General features: G+C 66.3%; 22 protein-coding genes. 14 read left to right on the top strand and 8 right to left on the bottom strand.

The genetic code is table 11. The features are described from left to right. The first annotated feature begins 61 nt into the window (after positions 1–61). The 9 genes from hslV (at position 62) to rbsB (ending at position 7954) form a co-directional block, all read left to right on the top strand. Entirely contained in the window at positions 62–595 is a 534-nt protein-coding gene (hslV, locus tag KPL74_17665; protein ID QWT19561.1) for an ATP-dependent protease subunit HslV, read from the top strand. 4 nt (positions 596–599) lie between these two features. Then, on the top strand, positions 600–1940 hold the full coding sequence (hslU, locus tag KPL74_17660; GenBank protein QWT19560.1) for an ATP-dependent protease ATPase subunit HslU: 1341 nt from the start codon (positions 600–602) through the stop codon (positions 1938–1940). 54 nt (positions 1941–1994) lie between these two features. Continuing rightward, positions 1995–2618 (top strand): hypothetical protein, encoded by a 624-nt coding sequence (locus KPL74_17655; GenBank protein ID QWT19559.1) that lies wholly within the window; start codon positions 1995–1997, stop codon positions 2616–2618. Between the two features lie 194 nt (positions 2619–2812). After that, positions 2813–3166, top strand: coding sequence for a DUF971 domain-containing protein (locus KPL74_17650; protein ID QWT19558.1), 354 nt, complete (start codon positions 2813–2815; stop codon positions 3164–3166). A gap of 114 nt (positions 3167–3280) precedes the next feature. Beyond that, on the top strand, positions 3281–4177 hold the full coding sequence (rbsK, locus tag KPL74_17645) for a ribokinase (GenBank protein ID QWT19557.1): 897 nt from the start codon (positions 3281–3283) through the stop codon (positions 4175–4177). Further along, positions 4174–4572 carry a D-ribose pyranase gene (rbsD, locus tag KPL74_17640; protein QWT19556.1) on the top strand — a complete coding sequence of 133 codons (399 nt, stop codon included), beginning with the start codon at positions 4174–4176 and terminating at the stop codon, positions 4570–4572. The genes rbsK and rbsD overlap by 4 nt, the downstream gene beginning before the upstream one ends. Continuing rightward, the gene (locus tag KPL74_17635) at positions 4572–6053 is read left to right on the top strand and encodes a sugar ABC transporter ATP-binding protein (protein QWT19555.1); all 1482 of its coding nucleotides are present in this window, start codon (positions 4572–4574) and stop codon (positions 6051–6053) included. The genes rbsD and KPL74_17635 overlap by 1 nt, the downstream gene beginning before the upstream one ends. 1 nt (position 6054) lies before the next feature. After that, positions 6055–6999, top strand: a complete 945-nt coding sequence (gene rbsC, locus KPL74_17630; protein ID QWT19554.1) for a ribose ABC transporter permease — start codon at positions 6055–6057, stop codon at positions 6997–6999. Positions 7000–7018: 19 nt separating this feature from the next. After that, positions 7019–7954 (top strand): ribose ABC transporter substrate-binding protein RbsB, encoded by a 936-nt coding sequence (gene rbsB, locus KPL74_17625; GenBank protein QWT19553.1) that lies wholly within the window; start codon positions 7019–7021, stop codon positions 7952–7954. 81 nt (positions 7955–8035) lie between these two features. Here the strand turns inward: rbsB and KPL74_17620 are convergent, their stop codons facing one another. Both KPL74_17620 and KPL74_17615 read right to left on the bottom strand, forming a co-directional pair. Then, complete coding sequence (locus KPL74_17620; protein QWT22638.1) at positions 8036–10393, bottom strand: hypothetical protein; 2358 nt, start codon at positions 10391–10393, stop codon at positions 8036–8038. Between the two features lie 466 nt (positions 10394–10859). Continuing rightward, complete coding sequence (locus KPL74_17615; protein QWT19552.1) at positions 10860–11654, bottom strand: SDR family NAD(P)-dependent oxidoreductase; 795 nt, start codon at positions 11652–11654, stop codon at positions 10860–10862. Between the two features lie 79 nt (positions 11655–11733). Here KPL74_17615 and KPL74_17610 point away from each other — a divergent pair, with 79 nt between their 5' ends. Next, on the top strand, positions 11734–12171 hold the full coding sequence (locus KPL74_17610) for a helix-turn-helix transcriptional regulator (GenBank protein QWT19551.1): 438 nt from the start codon (positions 11734–11736) through the stop codon (positions 12169–12171). Here KPL74_17610 and rtcA read toward each other — a convergent pair. Both rtcA and KPL74_17600 read right to left on the bottom strand, forming a co-directional pair. Beyond that, positions 12168–13181: an RNA 3'-terminal phosphate cyclase gene (rtcA, locus tag KPL74_17605; protein QWT19550.1), complete on the bottom strand. Its 1014-nt coding sequence runs from the start codon at positions 13179–13181 to the stop codon at positions 12168–12170. The two genes, KPL74_17610 and rtcA, sit on opposite strands and share 4 nt — an antisense overlap. A 49-nt stretch (positions 13182–13230) precedes the next feature. Then, on the bottom strand, positions 13231–14451 hold the full coding sequence (locus tag KPL74_17600; protein QWT19549.1) for an RtcB family protein: 1221 nt from the start codon (positions 14449–14451) through the stop codon (positions 13231–13233). Positions 14452–14718: 267 nt separating this feature from the next. Between KPL74_17600 and rtcR the strand changes: the two genes are divergently transcribed. Then, complete coding sequence (gene rtcR / locus KPL74_17595; GenBank protein QWT19548.1) at positions 14719–16311, top strand: RNA repair transcriptional activator RtcR; 1593 nt, start codon at positions 14719–14721, stop codon at positions 16309–16311. Here rtcR and KPL74_17590 read toward each other — a convergent pair. The 3 genes from KPL74_17590 to KPL74_17580 form a co-directional block, all read right to left on the bottom strand. Next, positions 16308–17105, bottom strand: a complete 798-nt coding sequence (locus KPL74_17590; GenBank protein ID QWT19547.1) for a hypothetical protein — start codon at positions 17103–17105, stop codon at positions 16308–16310. The genes rtcR and KPL74_17590 overlap by 4 nt on opposite strands. A gap of 29 nt (positions 17106–17134) precedes the next feature. Continuing rightward, a complete protein-coding gene (locus KPL74_17585) occupies positions 17135–18316 on the bottom strand; it encodes an MBL fold metallo-hydrolase (GenBank protein ID QWT19546.1) in 1182 nt (393 codons plus the stop codon). Positions 18317–18570: 254 nt separating this feature from the next. Then, a complete protein-coding gene (locus KPL74_17580) occupies positions 18571–19623 on the bottom strand; it encodes an NAD(P)-dependent alcohol dehydrogenase (protein ID QWT19545.1) in 1053 nt (350 codons plus the stop codon). Positions 19624–19733: 110 nt separating this feature from the next. On the opposite strand from KPL74_17580, the gene KPL74_17575 reads away from it, so the two are divergent. Together KPL74_17575 and KPL74_17570 are read left to right on the top strand one after the other, a co-directional pair. Beyond that, positions 19734–20654, top strand: coding sequence for a LysR family transcriptional regulator (locus KPL74_17575; protein QWT19544.1), 921 nt, complete (start codon positions 19734–19736; stop codon positions 20652–20654). Positions 20655–20749: 95 nt separating this feature from the next. Next, positions 20750–21976: an MFS transporter gene (locus tag KPL74_17570; protein QWT19543.1), complete on the top strand. Its 1227-nt coding sequence runs from the start codon at positions 20750–20752 to the stop codon at positions 21974–21976. An 11-nt stretch (positions 21977–21987) separates the two neighbouring features. Here the strand turns inward: KPL74_17570 and KPL74_17565 are convergent, their stop codons facing one another. Continuing rightward, positions 21988–23172 (bottom strand): dienelactone hydrolase family protein, encoded by a 1185-nt coding sequence (locus KPL74_17565; GenBank protein QWT19542.1) that lies wholly within the window; start codon positions 23170–23172, stop codon positions 21988–21990. Positions 23173–23352: 180 nt separating this feature from the next. Between KPL74_17565 and KPL74_17560 the strand changes: the two genes are divergently transcribed. Then, positions 23353–23655 (top strand): hypothetical protein, encoded by a 303-nt coding sequence (locus tag KPL74_17560; protein QWT19541.1) that lies wholly within the window; start codon positions 23353–23355, stop codon positions 23653–23655. The last annotated feature ends 11 nt before the right edge of the window (positions 23656–23666 follow it).

Genomic DNA, 23666 nt, shown 5'->3' with positions numbered 1-23666 from the left:
TCTTGCTTCCCGTGCCGTCGCGCCCCACCTTCTTCGTTCCCCATACCAAAACGAAGACTCCATGGAATCGATGCATGCCACGACCATCGTCTGCGTTCGGCGCGGCGACAAGGTCGTCATCGCCAGCGACGGCCAGGTCACCCTCGGCAACACGGTGATGAAGGCCAACGCCCGCAAGGTGCGTCGGCTGGGCCGCGGCGACGTGCTCGCCGGCTTCGCGGGCGCCACCGCCGATGCCTTCACCCTGTTCGAGCTGTTCGAAGAGAAGCTGGTGAAGCACGGCTACAACCTCACCCGCGCCGCGGTGGAGATGGCCAAGGAATGGCGTACCGATCGCCGCCTGGGCCGCCTGGAAGCCATGCTCGCCGTGGCCGATAAGGAGGCGTCGCTGATCCTCTCCGGCAACGGTGACGTGCTCGAACCCGAGCACGGCCTGATCGCGATCGGTTCGGGCGGCCCCTACGCCCAGTCCGCCGCGCTTGCGCTGCTGGAGAACACCGAGATGGATGCACGCACGATCGCCGAAAAAGCGCTCAAGATCGCTGGCGATATCTGCATCTACACCAATCACAACGTCTCGATCGAAGAGCTCTGAGCCGATGTCCGAACTGACCCCCCGCGAGATCGTCAACGAACTCGACCGTTTCATCGTCGGCCAGCAGGACGCCAAGCGCGCCGTGGCCATCGCCCTGCGTAACCGCTGGCGCCGCATGCAGCTGGAACCGGGCATGCGCGAAGAAGTGACGCCGAAGAACATCCTCATGATCGGTCCCACCGGCGTGGGCAAGACCGAGATCGCCCGGCGCCTGGCCACGCTGGCCAATGCGCCGTTCGTGAAGGTGGAAGCGACCAAGTTCACCGAGGTGGGCTATGTCGGCAAGGACGTCGAATCCATCGTCCGCGACCTGGCCGACGTGTCGTACAAGCTGGTCCGCGAGCAGGCCAAGGCCCGGGTGAAGAGCCAGGCCGAGGACGCCGCGGAAGACCGCCTGCTCGATGCCCTGTTGCCGCGCCGCCAGCCGGCCACCGGTTGGGACGACACCGGCAGCAGCGTGCCGGCGATCGACAACGACACCCGCCAGAAGCTGCGCAAGCAGCTGCGCGAAGGTGCGCTGGACGACCGCGAGATCGAGCTGGACTTCGCCACCAACGTGGGCGTGGAGATCATGACCCCGCCCGGCATGGAGGAAATGAGCCAGCAGCTGGGCAAGATGTTCCAGAACCTCGGCGGCCAGAAGTCGCAGAAGCGCAAGACCACGATCCGCCAGGCCCGCCCGCTCCTCGTCGAGGAAGAGGCTGGCAAGCTGATGAACGACGACGAATTGCGCGCCCGCGCGGTGGATAGCGCCGAGCAGAACGGCATCGTCTTTATCGACGAGATCGACAAGGTCGCCCAGCGCTCCGAGTGGGGCGGCGCGGGCGTGAGCCGCGAAGGCGTGCAGCGCGACCTGCTGCCGCTGGTCGAAGGCTCCACCGTGTCGACCAAGTACGGCGCGATCAAGACCGACCACGTGCTGTTCATCGCCTCGGGTGCTTTCTCGCTGGCCAAGCCTTCCGACCTGATCCCCGAGCTGCAGGGCCGCCTGCCGATCCGCGTGGAGTTGCAGGCTCTCTCGGTCGACGATTTCAAGCGGATCCTGCGCGAGCCGAACAACGCCCTGACCAAGCAATATGTTGCGCTGCTGCATACCGAGGGCGTGACCCTGGACTTCACCGACACCGGCATCGACCGCCTGGCCGACGTGGCCTTCCAGGTCAACGAGCGGACCGAAAACATCGGTGCGCGCCGCCTGCATACGGTGATGGAGCGCCTGCTGGAGCGGATCTCGTTCGAAGCGGCTGATAAATCCGGCGAAAAGTATGTGATCGACGCCGATTATGTCGATAAAAACCTTGCTTCGCTCGTGAAGGACGAGGACCTCAGCCGTTACATCCTGTGAACTTACGTCCTCTGAACATCGAGTGGCCCTCCTTCCGGTAAACTATTGACCACTATGGGCAAGGTTATCCAACTCAAAACGAACGGCCAGCGGGCGTCCCTGCGTGAAGCGCAGGAAAGCGGCCAGCTCGTTCGTATCTGGCGCGGCGAACTCGAACACGGCAGCTTCTGTGGCTACGTGGGCGGAGTCGGCCGCGAGTACTTCCTTTTGTGGGTCATCGGTGATGGCGTGTCGTACGACGGCATGTACATCATGCGGCACCGCGACATCTCCGAATTCGAGGCGCCGGACAAGCACGCCGTGTTCCTCGAGAAGGCGCTGGCGCTGAAGGGCATCGCCCCGACCCCGCCGGCGGACTTCCCGCTCGACGACATCAACGCCGTGATCAAGGCGGCCGCCGCGCATGCGCCGGTGATCGGCGTGCACGTCGACAGCGAAGACGAGTCCGAGGTCTGCTACATCGGCCGGCTGGTCAGCGTGGAAGACGATGGCTTCAACATGCAGGAAATCACCCCCGATGCGGAATGGCTGCGCGAGCCGTCGTTCTTCTCCTGGGACGAGGTTTCCACGGTGAGCATGGAAGACGCCTACGCCACCTCGCTGCTGGCCGTGGCGGGCGATCCGCCGCCGCTCGAGCAAGGCACCGGCGGCGGCTTCGGCCACGCCCCGCTGAGCTAACCCCCACCAACTCCCTGTAGGAGCGCGCCTGCGCGCGACCTGCCCCTCAGATGGTTTTTCCATCCTCAGATGGTTTTTCCACGGGGGGGCAGATCATCAAAGGAAGGTCCATAGAGGAAAGGCCCATCCAGGGCCCCACCCCCGAGGCCACCCGTTCGCGCGCAGGCGCGCTCCTACATCTGCTCCAGGCTCCGATGACCCGCCCGCGCCCCATCGATATCACCCTGCACCAGGCATCGCGCGTCCTCGAGGTCAGCTTCGACAACGGCGAGCAGTTCCGGCTTCCCTACGAATACCTGCGGGTGAATTCCCCCAGCGCGGAAGTGCAGGGCCACGGCCCGGGCCAGAAGGTCCTCGTCGCTGGCAAGCAGCACGTCGGCATCAGCGCCGTCGAGCCCACCGGCCACTACGGCATCCTCATCCGCTTCGACGATGGCCATGCCAGCGGCATCTTCGGCTGGGACACGCTGCACGACCTCGGCCGTGCCTACGACACCGCATGGCCGGCCTACCTCGCCGAGCTGGCAGCGAAGGACCTTTCCCGCTGATGGAAGCACGCGCATGAAAGCAACATGCGCGGCCAGGGCGTATATTTGCGCGCCATCCCCATCCCCCCGGCGGACGTCGGACGTTCCGCGATCCCCCCACAGGAGCCACGTGGCATGACGCGTATCGTTGTCGTCGGCAGCATCAACATGGACCTCGTGACACTCTCGCCCCGCTTCGTCGGGCCGGGCGAGACGATCACGGGCGACCGCTTCCTCACCATCCCCGGCGGCAAGGGCGCCAACCAGGCCGTGGCCGCGGCTCGCCTCGGTGCGCAGGTGGCGATGGTCGGCAACATCGGTGACGACGCCTTCGGCCAGTCGCTCTACGACGGGCTGGAAGCCGAAGGCATCGATGTCAGCCACGTCACCCGCATCGACGGCATCGGCAGCGGCACCGCATCGATCACCGTCGCCGGTGGCGAAAACCAGATCATCGTGGTGCCCGCGGCGAACGGCCGGGTCACCCCCGCGCAGGTCGAGGCCGCCCGCGAGGTGATCCGCGGCGCCGATGCGCTGCTCGTGCAACTGGAAATCCCGCTCGATGCCGTCGACGCGACGCTGCGCATCGCGCAGGAAGAGGGCGTGCCGGTCATCCTCAACCCGGCCCCCGCGCAGCGCCTTCCGCTGGAATGGCTGCAGCGCGTGCGCTTCCTCACCCCCAACCAGCACGAGCTGGCGATGGTGCTCGGCGCCGACGGCGATACCGATTTCCGCGAACTGATGCGGCGTGCTCCCTGCCCGGTCGTGCTGACCCGTGGCGAGGACGGCGCGTGGTTCCGCGACAAGGACGACGAGCCGCGCCACCAGGCCGGTTTCAAGGTCGACGCCGTGGACAGCACGGGCGCCGGTGACACCTTCAACGCCGCCCTCGCGGTGTACCTCGCCGAGGGCCTCGACGTGGCGGTGCGCAAGGCATGCGCGACCGCCGCCATCGCCGTGTCGCGGCTGGGTGCGCAGGGCGGCATGCCGACCGCCGACGAAGTGGCGGCCTTCCTCCGGAGCCATCCATGAGACGTAGCGGCCTGCTGCATGCCGAACTGAACCGCGTCATCGCCGCGATGGGCCACACCGATACGCTGGTCATCGGCGACGTCGGCCTGCCCGTACCGCCCGGCGTGCCGTGCATCGACCTGGCGATCCTGCCGGGCTTGCCGGGCTTCGCCGCGGTGTTCGAAGCGATCTACGCCGAGCTCGCGGTGGAATACGCCACCGTCGCCAGCGAAACGCGTACGCACAACCCGGCCATGGTCGCGCTGAAGGCGCGCCTCGAAGACGCCGGCGTGCCGGTGCACGAGCTGGCCCACGAGGACTTCAAGGCCGCCAGCGCACGTGCCGTGGCCGTGGTGCGCACCGGCGAGACCTCGCCCTACGCGAACATCATCCTGCATGCGGGCGTGACCTTCTGATGGCCACGCCGCTTGTCCGCATGCAAGGCATCCACAAGGCGTTCGGTCCGGTGAAGGTGCTCGAAGGCGTCGACTTCGAGCTGCTGCCCGGCGAAGTGCATGCCCTGATGGGCGAGAACGGCGCCGGCAAGTCCACGCTGATGAAGATCCTCACGGGCATTTACGCGCCCGATGCGGGCAGCATCGAAGTGGATGGCCAGCCCGTGTCGATCAGCTCGCCGGCCGACGCCGAAAAGCACGGCATCGCCATCATCCACCAGGAACTGAACCTGATCCCGGCGCTGAGCATCGCGGACAACCTGTTCCTCGGGCGCGAAGTGCATCGCTTCGGCCTGCTCAATCGCAAGGCGATGGCGAAGCAGGCGATGGAGTGGCTGGCGGCCGTCGGCATGAGCCGGCTCGATCCGGACACGCGCATCGAGCGACTCTCGGTCGGCCAGCAGCAGATGGTGGAGATCGCCCGCGCGCTGGGCCAGAAGGCTCGCGTGCTGATCATGGACGAGCCCACCGCCGCGCTCACCGAAAGCGAAACCACCACGCTGTTCAAGCTGATCCGCGAACTGCGCGAGCAGGGCACCGGCATCGTCTACGTGTCGCATCGCATGGAAGAAATCTTCGCGCTGTGCGATCGCATCTCGGTGCTGCGCGACGGCAAATTCGTCGGCACGCGCGACGTGCCGGGCCTGGCCTTCGACGAAGTGGTGAAGATGATGGTCGGGCGCACGCTCGACGCGCGCTATCCCACCCGCACGCCACGCATCGGCGACATCCGTCTGAAGGTGGAGCACGTCGGCGGGGGCATGGTGAAGGACGTCAGCTTCGACCTGCACGCGGGTGAGGTGCTCGGCGTGGCCGGCCTGCTCGGCGCGGGCCGCACGGAACTGGCGCGCCTGCTATTCGGCCTGGACAAGCTGGAAACCGGCAAGGTCACGCTGGACGGCACGCTGGTGACGCCGAAGACACCGACCGAAGCGATCCATGCCGGCTTCGGTTTCGTCACCGAAGATCGCAAGGCGCAGGGCCTCGTGCTCGACATGAGCCTGCGTGAGAACGTCAGCCTGCCGCGCGTGCCTGCGCACGCCGGCCTGGTCGATCGCGGCGGCGAAAAGAAACAGACCCTCGGCCTGATCGACGCGCTGAAGATCCGCACCCGCGACATGGAACTGGATGTGCGCGCCCTGTCGGGCGGCAACCAGCAGAAGGTCGTGCTGGCCAAGTGGCTGGCGCTCAAGCCACGCGTGCTCATCCTCGATGAACCCACCCGCGGCGTCGACGTCGGCGGCAAGGCCGAGATCTACCACATCATCAATCAACTCGCGGAGCAGGGCGTGGCCATCCTCATGATTTCCTCGGAACTACCGGAGGTGCTCGCGATGAGCGACCGCATCCTGGTGATGCACGAGGGCCATGCGACGGCCCTGCTCGATGCCCACGGCGCCACCCAGGAAGCCGTGATGACCGCCGCGACCGGAGGCAAGTGACATGACGCTGCAAATGAACTGGGGCCGGGCAACCACGTTGCTCCAGCGGCTTGGCTCGGTGATCGGCCTGATCCTGCTGTTCATCGTGCTTTCGGTGATGAGTCCCGACTTCCTCACCACGGGCAACCTGCTGACGGTGTTGCGCCAGGTGTCGATCAACGCGTTGATCGCCTTCGGCATGACCTTCGTGATCCTCGCCGGCGGCATCGACCTGTCGGTGGGCGCCATCCTCGCGCTGACCGGCGCGGTCACCGCGGGCCTGATGGCCGCCGGCCACGGCATGCTGTTGAGCATCTTTGCCGGCCTCGGCCTCGGCCTGTTGCTGGGTATGGTGAACGGCGTGCTGGTTTCGTGGGGCAAGGTCGCGCCCTTCATCGCCACGCTGGGCACGCTCACGCTGTTGCGCGGCCTGACCCTGTCGTACACCGGCGGTAGCCCGATCCCCGTGACCAACCAGGGCTTCGCGCTGGTCGGCGGCGGCTACGTGGCCAACCTGGTGCCCCTGCCGGTGATCTGGATGTTCATCGCCTTCGTCGTCTGCGGCTTCCTGCTGCGCGGCACGGTGTTCGGCCGCCACGTGGTGGCGATCGGCGGCAACGAAGAAGCGGCGCGTCTTTCCGGCGTGCGCATCTCGCCGATGAAGGTGGCGATCTACGGCCTGTCCGGCCTTCTCTCCGCATTCGCGGGCATCGTGCTTACCTCGCGTCTTTACTCTGCGCAGGCAACCGCCGGCGCAGGCTACGAGCTCGACGCGATCGCTGCCGTGGTGCTTGGCGGCACCAGCCTGGCCGGCGGCCGCGGCTGGCTGTTCGGCACGCTGATCGGCGCGCTGCTCATCGGATTCCTGAACAACGGCCTGAACCTGCTGGGCGTAAGCTCGTTCTACCAGCAGGTCGTCAAGGGCATCGTCATCCTGATCGCCGTCCTGCTCGACAGGCGGCAGTAAAAACACGAGGGAACACACCATGCGCAAACTCACTTTCCTCGCCGCCGCCGCGGCCAGCCTCCTCGCCGCCGCCTGCTCGCAGCAGGGTCCGGGTGAAGCCGCGCCCGCCGCGGCTTCCACGGGCGGTGCGCCCGCGTCGGGCAAGGCCGTGGTCGGCCTCGCGCTGTCCACGCAGAACAATCCGTTCTTCGTCGAACTGAAGGACGGCGCGCAGAAGGCCGCCGACGCCGCGGGCGTGCAGCTGGTGGTGGTCGATGCGCAGGACGATCCGGCCCGCCAGATCTCCAGCGTCGAAGACCTGATCCAGAAGCACGTCTCGGTGATCCTGCTCAACCCGACCGATTCCTCGGCCCTGGCCGGCGCGGTGCAGTCCGCACAGCGCGCGAACATCCCGGTGATCACGCTCGATCGTGGCGTCGACGGTGCCGAAGTCGCCTCGCACATCGCCTCGGACAACATCGCTGGCGGCAAGATGGCGGCCGATTACCTGTCGAAGGCACTGGGTGGCAAGGGCAACATCATCGAGCTGCAGGGCGTGGCCGGTACCTCCGCCGCACGCGAGCGCGGCAAGGGCTTCGACGACGAAGTCGCCACCACGGGCATGAAGGTGGTCGCGCAGCAGCCGGCGAACTTCGATCGCGCGCAGGGCCTGTCGGTCTCGGAAAACCTGCTGCAGGGTAACAGCGACGTGCAGGCGATCTTCGCGCAGAACGACGAGATGGCCCTCGGTGCGGTGCAGGCGCTGGCCGGCAAGAACAAGAAGGTGCTGGTCGTCGGCTTCGACGGCACGCCCGACGGCAAGAAGGCCGTGCAGGACGGCAACATGGCCGCCACCGTCGCACAGCAGCCGGAAGAGATCGGCCGCCTTGGCGTGGAGACAGCTAAGAAGCTGGTCGACAAGCAGCCGGTGGATAAGTCCATCGCCGTGCCGCTGAAGCTCCTGACGAAGGAATAAAGCGTTGGAGGTGGGAGAAGGGAAGTGGGCGCGCAACACCGGTCGTGTCGCCCCCATCTCCCACCTCCCGCCTCCGCTCTTCTATTCCTGCGGGCCGGGTGCGATGACGTCGCGTTGCCCGTTGATCCCCATCGCCGAGACGATGCCCGCGTGTTCCATCGCTTCGACCAGGCGCGCCGCGCGGTTGTAGCCGATGCGGAACTGGCGTTGCACGAACGAGATCGATGCGCGGCGCGTCTTCAGCACGAACGCGGCGGCTTCGTCGTAGAGCGGATCCAGCTCGGCATCGCCGGCGTCTTCGCCACCGTCGACCTCGCTCGCGTCGCTCATCGGGCCGGCCAGGATCTCGTCCTTGTAGTCCGGCTCGCCGAACTGCTTCAGCCACGCCACGATGCGATGCACTTCTTCGTCGCCGACGAACGCGCCGTGGATGCGCTGTGGATAACCCGTGCCTGGCGGCAGGAACAACATGTCGCCCTGGCCGAGCAGGCTTTCCGCGCCCATCTGGTCGAGGATGGTGCGTGAGTCGATCTTCGACGACACCTGGAAGGCGACGCGGGTCGGGATGTTCGCCTTGATCAGGCCGGTGATGACGTCGACCGACGGACGCTGCGTGGCGAGGATCAGGTGGATGCCGGCGGCGCGCGCCTTCTGCGCCAGCCGCGCGATCAGTTCCTCGATCTTTTTGCCGGCCACCATCATCAGGTCGGCGAGCTCGTCGATCACCACGACGATCATCGGCAGCGTATCGAGGTGCTCGGGTACTTCCGGATGCGCGGGGAACGGATTGAACAGCGGCTTGCCGATCGCCCGTGCTTCGCGAACCTTCTGGTTGTAGCCGGCCAGGTTGCGCACGCGCAGGTCGGACATGACCTTGTAGCGGTTCTCCATTTCCGCCACGCACCAGTTCAGCGCGTTGGCGGCGAGCTTCATGTCGGTGACCACCGGCGCCAGCAGGTGCGGGATGCCTTCGTAGACCGACAGCTCCAGCATCTTCGGGTCGATCATGATCATGCGCACGTCTTCCGGCGTGGCCTTGTACAGCATCGACAGGATCATGGCGTTCACCGCCACCGACTTACCCGAGCCGGTGGTGCCGGCGACCAGCATGTGCGGTGCCTTCGCCAGGTCGGCGACCACCGGTTCACCGGTGATGCCCTTGCCCATGGCCAGGGTGAGCAGTGAATCGGAGTCGCGGTACTCGGCCGAATCGAGGATCTCGGACAACGCGATCATCTGGCGCTGCTCGTTCGGCAACTCCAGGCCCATGCAGGTCTTGCCGGGAATGGTTTCGACCACGCGGATGGAACTGCGGCCGAGGCCACGGGCGAGGTCCTTCATCAACGCGACGATCTGGTTGCCACGCACGCCGGTGGCGGGCTCGATTTCGTAGCGGGTGATCACCGGACCCGCGGAGGCGCCGACCACCTGCACCGGTACCTTGAACTCGGCGAGGCGTTGCTCGATCAGCTCGCCGGCTTCGCGCAGTTCGTGTTCGCTGACGGCGAGCGTGTGCTGCGTGGCGGCCGCCAGCAACGTAAGCGGCGGCAAGCTGATCGCACCGTGGTTGACCGTACGCAGCGGACGCGGCGCGGGCATGTGGGTTATCGGCGCCGGCTCGGTCGGCGACGCGTCGTTCGCCGCGATGGCAAAGCGCGAGACCGGCTTCACCGGCGGCGGCGTCCCGGCCGCTAACGTCGTCTCCGGCGCCGCCACACGCGTCGCCACGTCCGGCGCATCGACTACAGACTCAGGCCGAGGGTCGGCCGGCTCGATCACCATGTAGGAGCGCGCCTGCGCGCGATACCCCACCTTCACCGACGCATCCCCCTCAAGGACGTCTTCCGCCTCGCGCACCCCACGCGCAACCACCGGCGGCCGCGGCATCGACACGATCACCGGAGAGTTATCCACAGCCACCGGCTCCGCCGCGAGCGTGGTCGCCGTCACCGGCAGGGCAGCCGCGTCGCCGCCCGCATCGGCCAATGCTTCCGTATCACCCACATCCGCCGCCTGCATTCCACGCGGCGCCAGCCAGGGCTCGCGAATCACCGTGTCCGGCCGGGTCCGGTGCCGTGGAGGCACCGGCGTAGTCACCGACGGCCGGACGAGGTCGGGCCGCACCGGCTCCGGGCGCGTGGAGGTCGTGGTCGCCGTGCGGGCAGGTTTGTTCCTGCTCGCTGTAGCCGCCGGTTTCGGTGTCGCACGCCGACGTGCCGGCACGCGATCGGTGCGGCGCACGGCGGCCGACGGCTTACGACCCGTCGCGCGGGACGCGCCGCGACGAAGCAGCCGACTGGTTCCCTCGATGGCAAGGGCACCCATCGGTTCGAGGATGCCGGTGAGCCTCGCCAGCGCCTGCGACCACGGCACGCCGACATACCAGGGCAGGGCGACGACGATTGCCATGACGGCGACGAGCGCGGCCGGCGGCCCCATCACGCCCACGGTCCCTGCCAGCCAGCGGCAGGCCGCGCCACCCACGGACGGATCGTCCGTGTAGTGCGCGATGACCAGCCCTTCCAGCAGGCTGCTCGCAAGCAACACCAGGACAAAGCCCGACCAGAAGCGGATGGCGCCGGATCCCACGGTCGGCGGACGCCGCCGCCGCACGAGGGCAGCAGCGACACGCCAGACCAGGGGAAGCAACCAGAGAGTGGAAAGCCCGAAAGCGCCGAACACGAACGAAAGCATGCCAGACCGAAATTACTGAGCGAGTGCGCCAGTTTAGCGCGCATGGGTGCGTCAGGTGTGTGGAAAGGTGGCTAAGTGCATGTTGTGGCTCGGGTCGTATGAGCCGAAGCAGTAGGTGGGCGGTAAGTAGTGAAGCGTAAATAGTGAGTAAGAGCCGCCGGCTGGCGGCGGCAGCTCACTATTCACGCTTTACGCTTCACGCGCTAACTCTTCACGCGCGATAGCGCGGCGCCACTTCTTTGCGGGAGAGGTTCGGGCCCATTGCGACGCGGGCTGCCTCGTACGCGGTGTACTGCGCTTCGTCGTGGAGGGGCGGGATGGTGACCACTTCGCCGCGGTCGTAGCCGAGCAGGGCGGCGTCGACGAGGTCGGCGGTTTCCATGACCATGCCCGGGAGCAGGGCTTCCGGATCCTTGCCCGACTTCTCCCAGATTTCCGACTTGGTGGCACCCGGCAGGACGGCCTGGACGCGCACGTTGGTGCCCTGCAGGCGCGGAGCGAGGCCAAGGGTCACGTTGAGCAGGTGGGCCTTGGTGCCGCTGTAGATGCCATCCATCATTTCCGGCGCGAAGGCGAGCACGGAGGCGATGTTGACGATCCCGCCCTTGTTCCGTCCGACGAACTGCTTCGCGGCGGCGGCGGTGAGCACGGTCGGAGTGGTGACGTTGATCGCGATGATCCGCTCGATGGCGGCGGCATCGTTTTCGAGCGTGCTGCCTTCCAGCGAAATGCCGGCGTTGTTCACCAGCAGGGTGATCGACGCGTCGGACAACAGGCGTGCTTCGATCTTCGCCAGGTCGGCGCGGTCGGTGAGGTCAGCCTGCAGGGCTTCGACCTTGCGGCCGGTGCGCTCGGTGATCTTCTGGCCCAGCGCCTGCAGGCGGTCCAGGCGACGGGCGACCAGGATCAGGTCGTAGCCACGGTCGGCCAGGCGCTGCGCGTAAACCTCGCCGATGCCCGACGACGCGCCAGTAACGAGGGCAGTACCTTTGGATTCAGTGCTCATGACGTCTCTCCGGATGGGTTAGTTGCATAGTGATAGTAACTAGGTTGCCATACGATAGTGACTGAACTATCATTTTGCAATGGACATCGAAAAACTTTCTTCAGGCACCTGCCCCATCTCCCGCGGCCTCGCCCTGGTGGGCGACGCCTGGAGCGCGTTGATCCTCAGGGATGCCGGGCGCGGCATGACCCAGTTCGACCAGTTCCGGACGAGCCTGGGCATCGCCCCGAACATCCTGTCGCGGCGGCTGAAGTCGCTTACCGAAGGTGGCGTGCTGGAACGGCGCCGCTATAGCGAACGCCCGCCGCGGGACGAATACATCCTCACCGAGGCGGGCACGGCGTTCTTGCCGATCCTCGCGGCCATGGGCGAGTGGGGCCGCCGCTACAACGGCGGCGGCGCGATCAGCCAGCTGGTGAACCCGGAGACGGGCCAGCGGGTGGAAGCGGTGGTGGTCGATCGCGACACGGGCATCCCGCTCAGTGCGATGAACATGCGGCTGGAAATGCCCGCCTAGCGGGTGACCGACACCGACCAGCGGCCACGGCCTTCGTCGTTGAAGGCGAACTCAACGGGAAGGAATTTTTCGATCAGCGCGGCGTTGCTGCGCGTGTGCTCGGACGGCGACAGCGTGGTGAAGCTGCCGGCGCCGGCCAGGGCCATCGGTAGCAGCAACTGATCGGCGAGATAGGTATCCGCCACGACATCCGCCGCCAGCCATGCCCTGGCTTCCGCGCAGGCACGTTCCGCCACCGATTCCGCCGTGACGCGCTTCATGCCGAAGCCGGTGAACACCGCCGAGGCGTGTTCGGTCCGGAAGCGGATCGACAGCGCGTTGCCCGGGCCCATCGCCCGACGCACGTCGTGCAACGACGCTTCGTCATCGGCCAGGTCCAGGCGCGCACGAACGACCGCGAGTTCGCGCTCGCCGATCTTCGCCGGGATGGCCGAGACGATCGCCTGGGCGTGACGCTCGAGCACGGCACCGCGCGCACCGAAATGCGTTTCCCGGGGTTTGCCGCTTGCACGCAGGGCCATGCGGATTTCACCGCCACCGGCCGGGTAGAAGCCGTGGCTGTCCAGCACGAACGACGCGTCCAGTCCCATCCGCTGCATGGCCGGCAGGAAGGCGTGCGCGATGAAGTCCGCCGACGGCGCCTGCGGGTTATGCGTGCCACCGACGATCGACAGGCTGGCCTCGACGCCATGCATCCACAGCGCGGGCAAGACCGTCTGCAGCACCAGCGTCGTCGAGCCGGCGGTGCCGATGGTCCAGCGATGGGCGCCGCCGCGCACGCCACGCGGCGTGAAACTCAGCGAAGTGGAACCCGGCGTGGCACCGTCGACGCTGGCATCGCCGACCTGCGCGGCGGCTTCCACCGCGGTCAGGTGCTGGCGCAACAGGCCGGGGCGCTCGCGTTTTCCACGGATGCGCTCCATGGCGAACGGCTCGCCCGTGCATAAGCTCAGCGCCAGCGCCGTGCGCAGCAACTGTCCGCCGCCGGCCTGGCCATCGATCTCGATCATGTCCTCTGTTCCTTTCCATCATGGCCCCGCCAGGTGGCGGGGCCGTTTCCTATCCCTTGACGCACACCACCTGGCGCAGCGTGTGGACGATTTCGACCAGGTCTTCCTGGGCCTTCATCACCGCTTCGATCGGCTTGTACGCCGCCGGCGACTCATCGATGACGTCGCGGTCCTTGCGGCACTCCACGTGTTCGGTCGCCTTGCGGTGCTCGTCCAGCGTGATCTCCTTCCTTGCCTGGGTGCGGCTCATCACGCGGCCCGCGCCGTGGCTACAGCTGTTGAAGCTTTCCTCGTTACCGAGGCCGCGCACGATGAAGCTCTTCGCCCCCATGCTGCCGGGGATGATGCCGAGCTCGCCCTTGCGCGCGCTGACCGCACCCTTGCGGGTCAACAGCACTTCCTTGCCAAGGTGGGTCTCGCGGCTCACGTAGTTGTGGTGGCAGTTCACCGCTTCCGCCCATGCCTCGAACGGCTTGCCGATGACCTTGCGTGCCGCCTCGATCACGTGCGCCATCATGATCGCGCGGTTGGTGCGTGCATAGCGCTGCGCCCAATCCACGGCGAACACGTAGTTGCCGAAGTGCTCGCTTCCTTCCGGCAGGTACGCGAGGTCCTGGTCCGGCAGGTTGATCATCCAGCGACGCATGTCCTGCTTCGCCAGCTCGATGAAGTGCGTGCCGATCGCATTGCCGACGCCACGCGAACCCGAGTGCAGCATGAACCATACGCGGTCGTCCTCATCCAGGCAGACCTCGACGAAGTGGTTGCCCGTGCCGAGCGTGCCGAGGTGGTGCAGGTTGTTGGTCCGCGCCAGCTTCGGGTACTTGTCGGTGATCAGGCGGAAATCGGCGAGCAACTCGCCCCAACCTTCCCTGGTGGCCTCGGGCGGCGTCTCCCACGCGCCCTTGTCGCGACGGCCCACGGTGCGCCCGTGCGGCACGGCGGCCTCGATCGCATGGCGCAGGCCACGCAGGTTCTCGGGCAAGTCCGATGCGGTGAGCGTCGTACGGGTCGCGATCATGCCGCAGCCGATATCGACGCCAACCGCTGCCGGCACGATCGCGCCGACCGTCGGCACCACCGATCCGACCGTGGCGCCCTTGCCCAGGTGGACGTCGGGCATCACGGCAAGCCAGCCGTGCACGAACGGCAGCTTCGCGATGTTGACGAGCTGCTGGCGGGCTTCGTCCTCCAGCGGCACGCCGCGGGTCCAGAGCTTGATCGGCGCGGCGCCCGGCTCGTTGATGACTTCGTAGGCGGTGGTGGTCATGGTCTGCTCCTGCGGACACGGATGGTAGTTGCGATGGCCCCGTCATGTGATCCGCCTGCCCTCCCGGTGGGCCCATTCCCACCGGGAGTAGAAAGACGCTCATCGCTGGCCTCGATGATTGGGATAGAGCAGGAGCCATGCCAACCGCGGCCAGAAAATCCTAACCGACTGTATTTGCTTAACCTATTGTCCTGACGGCCTGCCGCGCGCATCGGTGCATTTCTTCGTTTACGATATGTGGATATCGTTCTCTAGACGGATGGATCGATGAAGACCAAGGTCGTGATCGGGTTCCTCGGCACCCAGCTCGACGCCGGCGAGCGCCCGGAACGCTGGGAGCGCTGGCGGCCGACCGTCTCGTTGGGCATGCACGAAGACTTCCTCGTCGGGCGGATCGAGCTCCTCGCGGATGCGCGACGTGCCTCACGCACCCTGCACCGGGTGGTCGACGACCTGGCGCAGGTCTCGCCGGAGACCGAGGTGCGGGTGCATGACACCTACATCGACAATCCCTGGGACTTCGAGTCGGTCTACGAGACGCTGTACGCGTTCGCGCGGGCCTACCCGTTCGACCTCGAGGCCGAGGATTACTACTTCCACATCACCACCGGCACCCACGTGGTGCAGATCTGCCTGTTCCTGCTCACCGAAAGCCGGCACCTGCCCGGCCGCCTGCTGCAGGCGTCGCCTCCGCGCAACGAAAGCGTCAGTGCCAGCGTCGGCGAGCTGAGCGTCATCGACCTCGACCTGTCCCGCTACGATCGCCTCGCCCAGCGCTTCCAGGGCGAACAGCTGGAAGACCGCAGCCACCTGAAGAGCGGCATCGCCACGCGCAACCCCGCGTTCAACCGGATGATCGACCAGATCGAAACCGTGGGCAGCCGCTCGTCCGCGCCGATCCTGTTGATGGGCCCGACCGGTGCCGGCAAGAGCCAGCTCGCGCGGCGCCTGTTCGAACTCAGGCAGTCGCGGCGCGAACGCACCGGCCGTTTCGTCGAGGTCAATTGCGCGACGTTGCGCGGCGACGGCGCGATGAGCGCGCTGTTCGGCCATGTGAAGGGTGCCTACACCGGTGCCGCGGGCGAACGCGCCGGCTTGCTGCGCAGCGCGGACAAGGGCCTGCTGTTCCTCGACGAGATCGGCGAACTCGGTGCCGACGAGCAGGCGATGTTGCTACGCGCACTGGAAGACAAGCGCTTCCTGCCGGTCGGTGGCGATCGCGAAGTGTCCAGCGACTTCCAGTTGATCGCCGGCACCAATCGCGACCTCGGCAAGCGCGTGGCGGAGGGCCGCTTCCGCGACGATCTGTATGCGCGACTCAACATCTGGTCGTTCCATCTGCCCGGCCTCGCCGAGCGCATGGAAGACATCGAGCCGAACCTCGATTACGAACTAGACCGGTTTGCACGGGACGAGAACCGCCGCGTGACGTTCAACAAGGAGGCGAGGACGCGCTATCTCGCCTTCGCCGTGTCGGGCGACGCCACGTGGACGGGCAACTTCCGCGACCTCGGTGCCTCGGTCATGCGCATGGCCACGCTGGCACCTGCCGGCCGCATCAACGAGGCCTGCGTCGACGAAGAGATCGCCCGGCTGCGCCGGCTCTGGCGCCAGGAAGGCGAGGGCGACGTGCTGCGCGAGCTGCTCGGCGACGCGGCGGACGACATCGACCTGTTCGACCGCCTGCAGCTGGTTCAGGTCATCCGGGTTTGCCGGCGTTGCCGCAGCGTTTCCGACGCAGGCCGGCAGCTATTCGCGGCATCGCGGGCGAAACGCGCGAGCACCAACGACGCGGATCGCCTGCGCAAATACCTCGCGCGCTATGGCCTCAACTGGGAGGCCGTGGCTGCGGCGGGCTAGTGCCCTGGCGGACGCGCGCCAGCGTCCGAAGGCGGTGTCTGCGGCGCCGGGGAGGGTGCCGGCGTCGCCGGAGCATCCGGGGCGTAGAAGATCTTCAGTGCGCACTCGTAGTCGGCGTGCGGCATGAGGTCCATGCTCGCGCGGCGTTCGTCGAGTTTCGCCATGTCTTCGGTGGGATCCATCTTCATGTCGGCCATGTTCGACATGTTGGTGCTCATGTACTGGGTGCCGTAACGCTGTGGCTTGCCCTGCTTGCGCAGCACGCGGTCGATGAGCATCGCGACGTCGCTCTTCTTCAGTTCACCCGCTTCGCCGCGTGCCTGCACCTGCGGAAGCATCGCCGCCATGAACGGTACGTCGCCCACGGCGTGCTGCACGAGGATGAAGGCGTCGGCGACGCCACGCAGGCCAACCGCGTTCGCGTGCGGGAATCCGTTCTTTGCGAAGTTCGTCTTCATCCAGGCGAGGTTGTCCTTGTCGACCTTGTCCATCGCCTCGAAGCGCGACTTGTCCTGCGGCGAGGCGATCCATGCATTCCGGGTCGACTGGTCGGCCGCGGCGCGCTTGTCGAGTTCCTTGCGCATGTCCGGATCGGTGAGCCCGCCAGCACTGTCGTCGCGGGCGAGGCCTTCTTCGGATAACGCCGGATGGGCCTTGGCCATCTTCTCGCCCCAGGCTTCGACGGCGGGGCAGCGTGCCTTGACGGCATCGTCCTTTGCGTCGGCGAAAGCGGCACCGGACGCGGCCAGGCACAGGGCGGCCAGGGCGGCGCGACGTACGAACAGGTGATGCATGGTGGTATCCCTCCCTTCGGGTGGCGTGCCTAGGGGCATGCCGGTATGGCGTAGGTGTCGTCCGGGCTGCCGTGCTTCGAGGCAACGATCGGCGTTTGCGTCCGGGTCGACCATGGCTGCGATGGCCACCAGCGTGGGACCACCGGATGAGTCGTCGGTTCCACGGCCTGCCCCGGTTCGGGGATCAGCACGTCCGCATGGCTGCACTTCGCCGCGGCGAGGAAGCGTTCCGGCGGCTCGGTCCACGCGTGGTGGGCGAGCTTGACCAGGCCCCAGTGCACGGGAATCAGGGTGCGCGCGCGGACCTCCTGGCCCACGAGCATCGCCTGCTCCGGGCCAAGGTGCCAGTCGGGCCACTGCGCGTCGTACTGGCCGGCCTCGATCAGCCCGACATCGAACGGGCCATAGCGTTCGCCGACCTCGGGGAAGCTGTCGTTCATGCCGGTGTCGCCGGAATAGAAGACGCGGTGGCGTGGCCCGACCAGCGCATAGCCGGTCCATAACGTCTGGTCGCTGCGCGCACTCAGCCGGCCGGACGCGTGGCGCGAAGGCACGGACGCGATGGTCAGTCCGCCGACACGCGCCTCCTGCCACCAGTCGAGCTGGGTGATGCGCTCCGAGGGAATGCCCCAGCCGACCAGGTGCGAGGCGATTCCCAGCGGCACGATGAAACGCGCGCCGCGCTCGTAGAGCGCCTGCACGGAAGCACGGTCCAGGTGGTCGTAGTGATCGTGCGAGATCACCACCACGTCCACGCGCGGCAGGTGATCGATCGCCACCGGTGGCGGGTACCAGCGTTTCGGGCCGAGCCAGGGGAACGGGGATGTGCGCTCGCTCCAGAACGGATCGACCACGACATTGGTGCCGTCGATCTCCAGCAACATGGAGGAATGGCCGAACCAGGTGACGCGCAATCCGCTCGCGGGCGGCGTCTTGTAGGCGGCCGATGAGTCGACGGTCGGCACCGGTGCATCCGGTTCTTCGCCGGGCCGTGACCTGAAGATCTGCCAGATGCCACCGCGCAGGTTGGAGAACATCGGCTGCGGGTTCTCGAACTGCTGGCCATGCCATTCCGGCGACTGCTCGTCGCGGGTGAGGAACTCACCCTTGGGCAACGTACCGATATTGGGCCACGCGCTGATCGCAACGATGGCGAGGAACACGACGAGCAGGACGGCAACGTAGCCGAGGTAACGAAAGAACCGTTTCAATCCGTGGGCTCCCTGGTGACGTCGCTACCTTAGCACCACGGCCACATCCGACTGCGCGACTGCGCGCGATCGCCCGGCGTTGGATCGGTGATTGGGATCGGTGATTGGGATTGGCGTTTGGGATATAGGGGATGGATATGGATGAGGCCATGCACCACAGCTGGCTAGATGTGGTGCATGGCCTCATTCGCCCTCAACCGTTCGAGGGTTCGCGCACAGGTGCGCTCCTACGTTCGGTCGTTTTTTGCGGGGGTTTAGCCCTTGGGCATCGTCGCCATGTCGATCACGAAACGGTAGCGCACGTCGTTCTTGGCGAGGCGCACGTAGGTCTCGTTGATCGAGGCCATGTCGACCACTTCGATGTCGGACACGATGTTGTGCTCGGCGCAGAAATCCATCATCTCCTGCGTTTCAGCCATGCCACCGATGGCCGAACCGGCGACGGTGCGACGCGGCAGCATGAGCGCACCACCCGGGAATGCATCGAGCGGGGTGAGGGCGCCGACGAGCACCATCGTGCCGTCGAGCTTGAGCAGCATGAGGTACGGCAGGATGTCGTGGCTGACCGGCACGGTGTTGAGCAGGAAGTCGAACTGCGAGGCCGCGGCCTGCATCGCCTTCTCGTCCTTCGACACCAGCACGGCGTCGGCGCCGAGGCGCTTGGCATCCGCACCCTTCGATTCCGAGGTGGTGATCATCGTGACGTGGGCACCCATCGCCTTGGCGAACTTCACGCCCATGTGGCCGAGGCCACCGAGGCCGATCACGCCGACCTTCTGGCCCGGGCCCACCTTCCAGTGGCGCAGCGGGGAGTAAGTGGTGATGCCGGCGCACAGCAGCGGTGCGGTCGCCTTGAGGTCGAGCTTCTCCGAGATCTTCACCACGAAACGCTCTTCGGTGACGATGTCGGTCGAGTAGCCGCCGTAGGTCGGGGTCTTCTTGTCCTGCTCGGTACCGTTGTAGGTAAAGCTGGTGTGGACCTGGCAGTACTGCTCGAGGTCCTTCTTGCACGACTCACAGGTACGGCAGGAATCGACCATGCAGCCGACGCCGGCGTAGTCGCCGACCTTCAGCTTCTTCACTTCCGAGCCAACCGCCTTCACGCGGCCGACGATTTCATGGCCCGGCACCATCGGGAAGGTCGAATTACCCCAGTCGCCCTTGGCCTGGTGCAGGTCCGAGTGGCACACGCCACTGAAGAGGATGTCGATGTGGACGTCGTGAGGACCGACGTCACGGCGGTTGAAGGTGAACGGCACGAGGTCGGACGTGGCGTCTTTGGCGGCAAAACCGTGGACTTCAAACATGGGTGTCATCCTCTGCGTGGGGATCGTGGAAAGCGGGGAACAATAACCCTCAACAATCTGGCGCGCCAACGGGATTATTTGGACGTATCGTTGAGGTATTCTTGATAATCATGCGTCCCGATAATCTTTCGCACCTCGCCGCCTTCGCAGCGGTCGCCCGCCACGCCAGCTTCCGCAAGGCCGGCGCGGAGCTGACCCTGTCGACGTCGGCCATCAGCTACGCCATCCGTGGGCTCGAAGAACGGCTGGGCGTCACCCTGTTCCACCGGACGACCCGCAGCGTGTCGCTGACCGAAGCAGGGCAGCGCCTGCTCGAACGGCTCCAGCCGGCGCTGCGCGATGTCGGCGACGCCCTGGAGGAGATGAATGACTTCCGCGCCCATCCCGCCGGGACGCTCCGCGTGAACATGCCACGGGTGGCCGGACAACTCTTGTTGCCACCGCTCCTGCCGGGTTTCCTGGCCACCTATCCGGATATCCACTTCGAAGCCGTGGACGACGACGGGATGATCGACATCGTCGCCTCCGGCTATGACGCCGGCATCCGCTTCCACGAGGCGGTGCCCGAGGACATGATCGCGGTGCCGTTCGGCGGCCTGCAAAGGGGCGCCTGCGTGGCGTCGCCGGCATACCTGGCCCGGCGCGGCGTGCCCCAGCACCCCTACGACCTGCTCCAGCACGACTGCATCCGCTTCCGCTTCCCCAGCGGGCGGCTCTACAAGTGGGAATTCGAGCAGGGCGACACCAAACTCGAGCTGGATGTCCGCGGTCGCTGCACCTTCGGCGACTTCTGCGTGTCGATTGACGCCGCCGTGGCCGGCGTTGGCCTCACCCTGGTGCTGGACGAGCAGGTCGAAGACTACGTCCGCGACGGACGCCTGGTCCGCGTGCTCGAAGACTGGTGCCCGCCATACCCGGGCTTCATGCTCTATTACCCCCGCCAGCGCCGCGTCACTTCAGCCCTGCGCGCTCTCATCGAATATCTCCGCGATCCCCCGTCGCCCCCGTCGCCCCCCGCCAACACACCGTAAACCCAATCGAACTGGCCGCCCCCGGCACGCAGGCGTAAACTATCCCCATGTTGCGCTGCACCACGGCGCCCGCCCCCGTCCCAGGCCTGTCCCCCATGACTTCCGCAGCCCCCGCACTCGATCCGGGCACCCCGCCCGTCCGCGCGCCCCACGTGGGCCTCGTCATCCTCGCCCTGGCCGTGGGCGGTTTCGCGATCGGCACCACCGAGTTCGCCTCGATGAGCATGCTGCCGCTGTTCGCGGAAGGCCTCGGCATCGACGCACCGACCGCCGGCCACGCGATCAGCGCCTACGCGCTCGGCGTGGTGGTAGGCGCGCCGATCATCACGGTGCTCGGCGCCCGGATGGCGCGGCGCAGGCTCCTGCTGCTGCTCATGGCGATGTTCACCCTGTTCAACGGCCTGACCGGCCTGTCGCCCAGCTATCACTGGATGCTGCTGTTTCGCTTCCTCGCCGGCCTGCCGCACGGGGCCTACTTCGGCGTGGCTGCATTGGTCGCCAGCTCGCTGGTCCCGCCCAACCGGCGTACGCGCGCGGTGGGGCAGATGTTCCTCGGCCTGACCGTCGCCACCATCGCCGGTGTGCCGCTCGCCAGCTGGCTTGGCCAGGCGGTGGGTTGGCGCTGGAGTTTTGCCCTCGTCGCGCTGCTCGGCATCGCCACGATGAGCGCGGTGCTCGCGTTCGCGCCGAATACGCCGGCGGATCCGAAGGCCAGCCCGTTGCGCGAACTCAGCGCGCTCAAGCGTCCGCAGGTGTGGATAACCCTGGGGATCGGTGCGATCGGCTTCGGCGGCATGTTCGCCGTCTACACGTATCTCGCCGACATCCTGCTCAGCGTCACCCACATGCCGCTCAGCACGGTGCCGTGGATCATGGGCGTGTTCGGCATCGGCATGACCCTCGGCAACATGGTGATCCCTGTGTTCGCCGATCGCGCGCTGATGCGCACGGCGGGTGCCCTGCTGCTGTGGGCGCTGGTGATCCTCGCGATTTTTCCGTTCACGGCCGGCAACGTGTGGACGCTTGGCATCGCCGTGTTCTTCATCGGCATCAGCGGTGCGCTCGGCACGGTCCTGCAGACTCGCCTGATGGACGTCGCCGGCGACGCCCAGGCCCTGGCCGCGGCGTTGAACCACTCCGCGTTCAACACGGCGAATGCCCTCGGTCCGTTCCTCGGCGGCCTCGCCATCGCGGGCGGCTACGGCTGGACCTCACCGGGCTGGGTCGGCAGCGCGCTCGCACTGGGTGGTCTGTTGCTCTGGGCGGTATCGGTCGCAGTGGATCGGAAGACCAGCGAAGCGGCGGCTACGGCGGCTTGCTAGGCAGGAACGTCCTATCGGTCCGTCACGCCCTCGGGCGCCGTGGCCTTTCGAAACGTCATCCCGAGGAAGTGGGCAGGCGGAGCACGCGTCTTGCCGAGCTCCGCCCGATCACCTTTGCCCTTCAGTGAGGCGTCCAGGAAGGCCAATGCGTAGCGTGCGACGAGGGCGTAGCTCGTGTTGACGTCTTCGCGTCCGTAGTCGGCAACCTGGTCTTCGGCGAAATCCGCATCGCTTTTCCGGCGCTGGAACATGGCGCTGAATTCGCCATGGGACATGCCTAGCATCGTCGCCGTCACCAGGTCACCTTGGGTCCACGCGTTCAGCACGTTTGGCCCAGTGCGATCGGTAGCCGGGCTGTCGTCGTACTTGTCCAGGCGCTCCAGAAGGTTCGCGTCGCTCTCGGTGAAGTACAGCAGCGGGATCCGCATCCGCGCCGGATCGACGTCGCCCGAGTGCTTCACCAGCCCCGGGAAATAGCGCTCGCTACCCTCCATGCTGACGAGCGCCTTGATCCTTGGATCGCGTACCGCGGCGAAGAGGTTGGCGAGGCCGCCCCAACTGAATCCCATCGCGGCGACGCGCGACGCGTCGGTGTTTCTCAACGACGTCGCGTAATCGATGAGGAATGACACATCCCGCGCTTGTGCCCGGATCCCCGGCAGGTCGTCCGTCATGTCGCGCGATGCCTCGCCCATGGATGGACTCGCCACGACGACATAGCCGTGGCTGGCGAGGTACTCGCACACGTCCGCGCTTTCCCACGACACAGACGAATCGCTCGGTGTGTAGACCACGACCGGGAAGCGGCGCATCGCAGGCGCGGCGTTTTTCGCTGCCCGCAGGCGAACCGCCGACGTCGACGCCAATTGCCTGCGCCACCGGCTACCCGTATTACCTGGCGCGCTGGCATCGAGCTCGGTATCGAATAGCGCGGCATAGTCGCCGACGGTCAGGGGCGTGCCGCTAACGGCTGCGGCCGGATACCAGACAAGGATCTGATAGGGCCTGGGTACCGTGTGGGCAGATGCGTCGTTGGGACGGAAAGGACGCGAGGGGTCGGTCTTGTTCTCTATTCGCAGGCCTACGGGTAGCGGGCCCGGTTCGTCGAGAAAACGGAACTGATTTCCATCAGCAGAGACAATGCCCGATATCAAACACAGCGCGGTTGCCAGGATGGTGGCGACACATTTTCTCACGATGGCTCTCCATGAATGCCGTCAAAGGCCACTCTAGGCACTCAGCACTTCGGACGCATCGGTCATCCGTTGGTGCAACCAAAACCTTACAAGCCGTATCGCTTTGTCAGCCAAAGCCTACTCAGATTGGCGTACTACGCCGCGTAGGCGACGACGCTTTGCCGAGTCAATATGCTGACCATGACTATCACGATCAAAGACAAGCATGTCATCGCCGAGCTCGAAACTCGCGCCGCTGAGCATGGGCGAACTGCCGACGTAGAAGCGCTCTACATCTTGCAGTCGGTTATTTACAACCTGACAACCAGCGTGGTCAGAACGGAATGCCAGGGTGCCTTTGGCGATCGCGACCAGACCTGGTTGCTCGATCTGTGGAACGACTTCAGCTACCTCGATGACCTAAGCGACGAAGAGGCGGAGCAGCGGCTCAACGACCACTTCGACAAGGTGCAGAAGCGCCTCACCGGTACCAGGAAGGACTGAGTGGTCGCGAT

It is taken from the genome of Bacillus sp. NP157, from assembly GCA_018889975.1.
In the GTDB taxonomy this organism is placed as follows: Bacteria; Pseudomonadota; Gammaproteobacteria; order Xanthomonadales; family Rhodanobacteraceae; genus Luteibacter.
This window is presented reverse-complemented; position numbering and strand designations above follow the sequence as displayed.

Bases quoted from the DNA above. Each gene is read 5' to 3' on its own strand.
- KPL74_17615 (QWT19552.1), bottom strand. From the start codon at position 11,654: ATGAGCACTGAATCCAAAGGTACTGCCCTCGTTACTGGCGCGTCGTCG.
- rbsK (QWT19557.1), top strand. From the start codon at position 3,281: ATGACGCGTATCGTTGTCGTCGGCAGCATCAACATGGACCTCGTGACA.
- KPL74_17650 (QWT19558.1), top strand. From the start codon at position 2,813: ATGACCCGCCCGCGCCCCATCGATATCACCCTGCACCAGGCATCGCGC.
- KPL74_17590 (QWT19547.1), bottom strand. From the start codon at position 17,105: ATGCATCACCTGTTCGTACGTCGCGCCGCCCTGGCCGCCCTGTGCCTG.
- rtcA (QWT19550.1), bottom strand. From the start codon at position 13,181: ATGATCGAGATCGATGGCCAGGCCGGCGGCGGACAGTTGCTGCGCACG.
- rbsD (QWT19556.1), top strand. From the start codon at position 4,174: ATGAGACGTAGCGGCCTGCTGCATGCCGAACTGAACCGCGTCATCGCC.
- KPL74_17580 (QWT19545.1), bottom strand. From the start codon at position 19,623: ATGTTTGAAGTCCACGGTTTTGCCGCCAAAGACGCCACGTCCGACCTC.
- KPL74_17610 (QWT19551.1), top strand. From the start codon at position 11,734: ATGGACATCGAAAAACTTTCTTCAGGCACCTGCCCCATCTCCCGCGGC.
- rtcR (QWT19548.1), top strand. From the start codon at position 14,719: ATGAAGACCAAGGTCGTGATCGGGTTCCTCGGCACCCAGCTCGACGCC.
- KPL74_17620 (QWT22638.1), bottom strand. From the start codon at position 10,393: ATGGGGCCGCCGGCCGCGCTCGTCGCCGTCATGGCAATCGTCGTCGCC.
- KPL74_17570 (QWT19543.1), top strand. From the start codon at position 20,750: ATGACTTCCGCAGCCCCCGCACTCGATCCGGGCACCCCGCCCGTCCGC.
- hslU (QWT19560.1), top strand. From the start codon at position 600: ATGTCCGAACTGACCCCCCGCGAGATCGTCAACGAACTCGACCGTTTC.
- KPL74_17560 (QWT19541.1), top strand. From the start codon at position 23,353: ATGACTATCACGATCAAAGACAAGCATGTCATCGCCGAGCTCGAAACT.
- rbsC (QWT19554.1), top strand. From the start codon at position 6,055: ATGACGCTGCAAATGAACTGGGGCCGGGCAACCACGTTGCTCCAGCGG.
- KPL74_17655 (QWT19559.1), top strand. From the start codon at position 1,995: ATGGGCAAGGTTATCCAACTCAAAACGAACGGCCAGCGGGCGTCCCTG.
- KPL74_17600 (QWT19549.1), bottom strand. From the start codon at position 14,451: ATGACCACCACCGCCTACGAAGTCATCAACGAGCCGGGCGCCGCGCCG.
- KPL74_17635 (QWT19555.1), top strand. From the start codon at position 4,572: ATGGCCACGCCGCTTGTCCGCATGCAAGGCATCCACAAGGCGTTCGGT.
- rbsB (QWT19553.1), top strand. From the start codon at position 7,019: ATGCGCAAACTCACTTTCCTCGCCGCCGCCGCGGCCAGCCTCCTCGCC.
- KPL74_17575 (QWT19544.1), top strand. From the start codon at position 19,734: ATGCGTCCCGATAATCTTTCGCACCTCGCCGCCTTCGCAGCGGTCGCC.
- hslV (QWT19561.1), top strand. From the start codon at position 62: ATGGAATCGATGCATGCCACGACCATCGTCTGCGTTCGGCGCGGCGAC.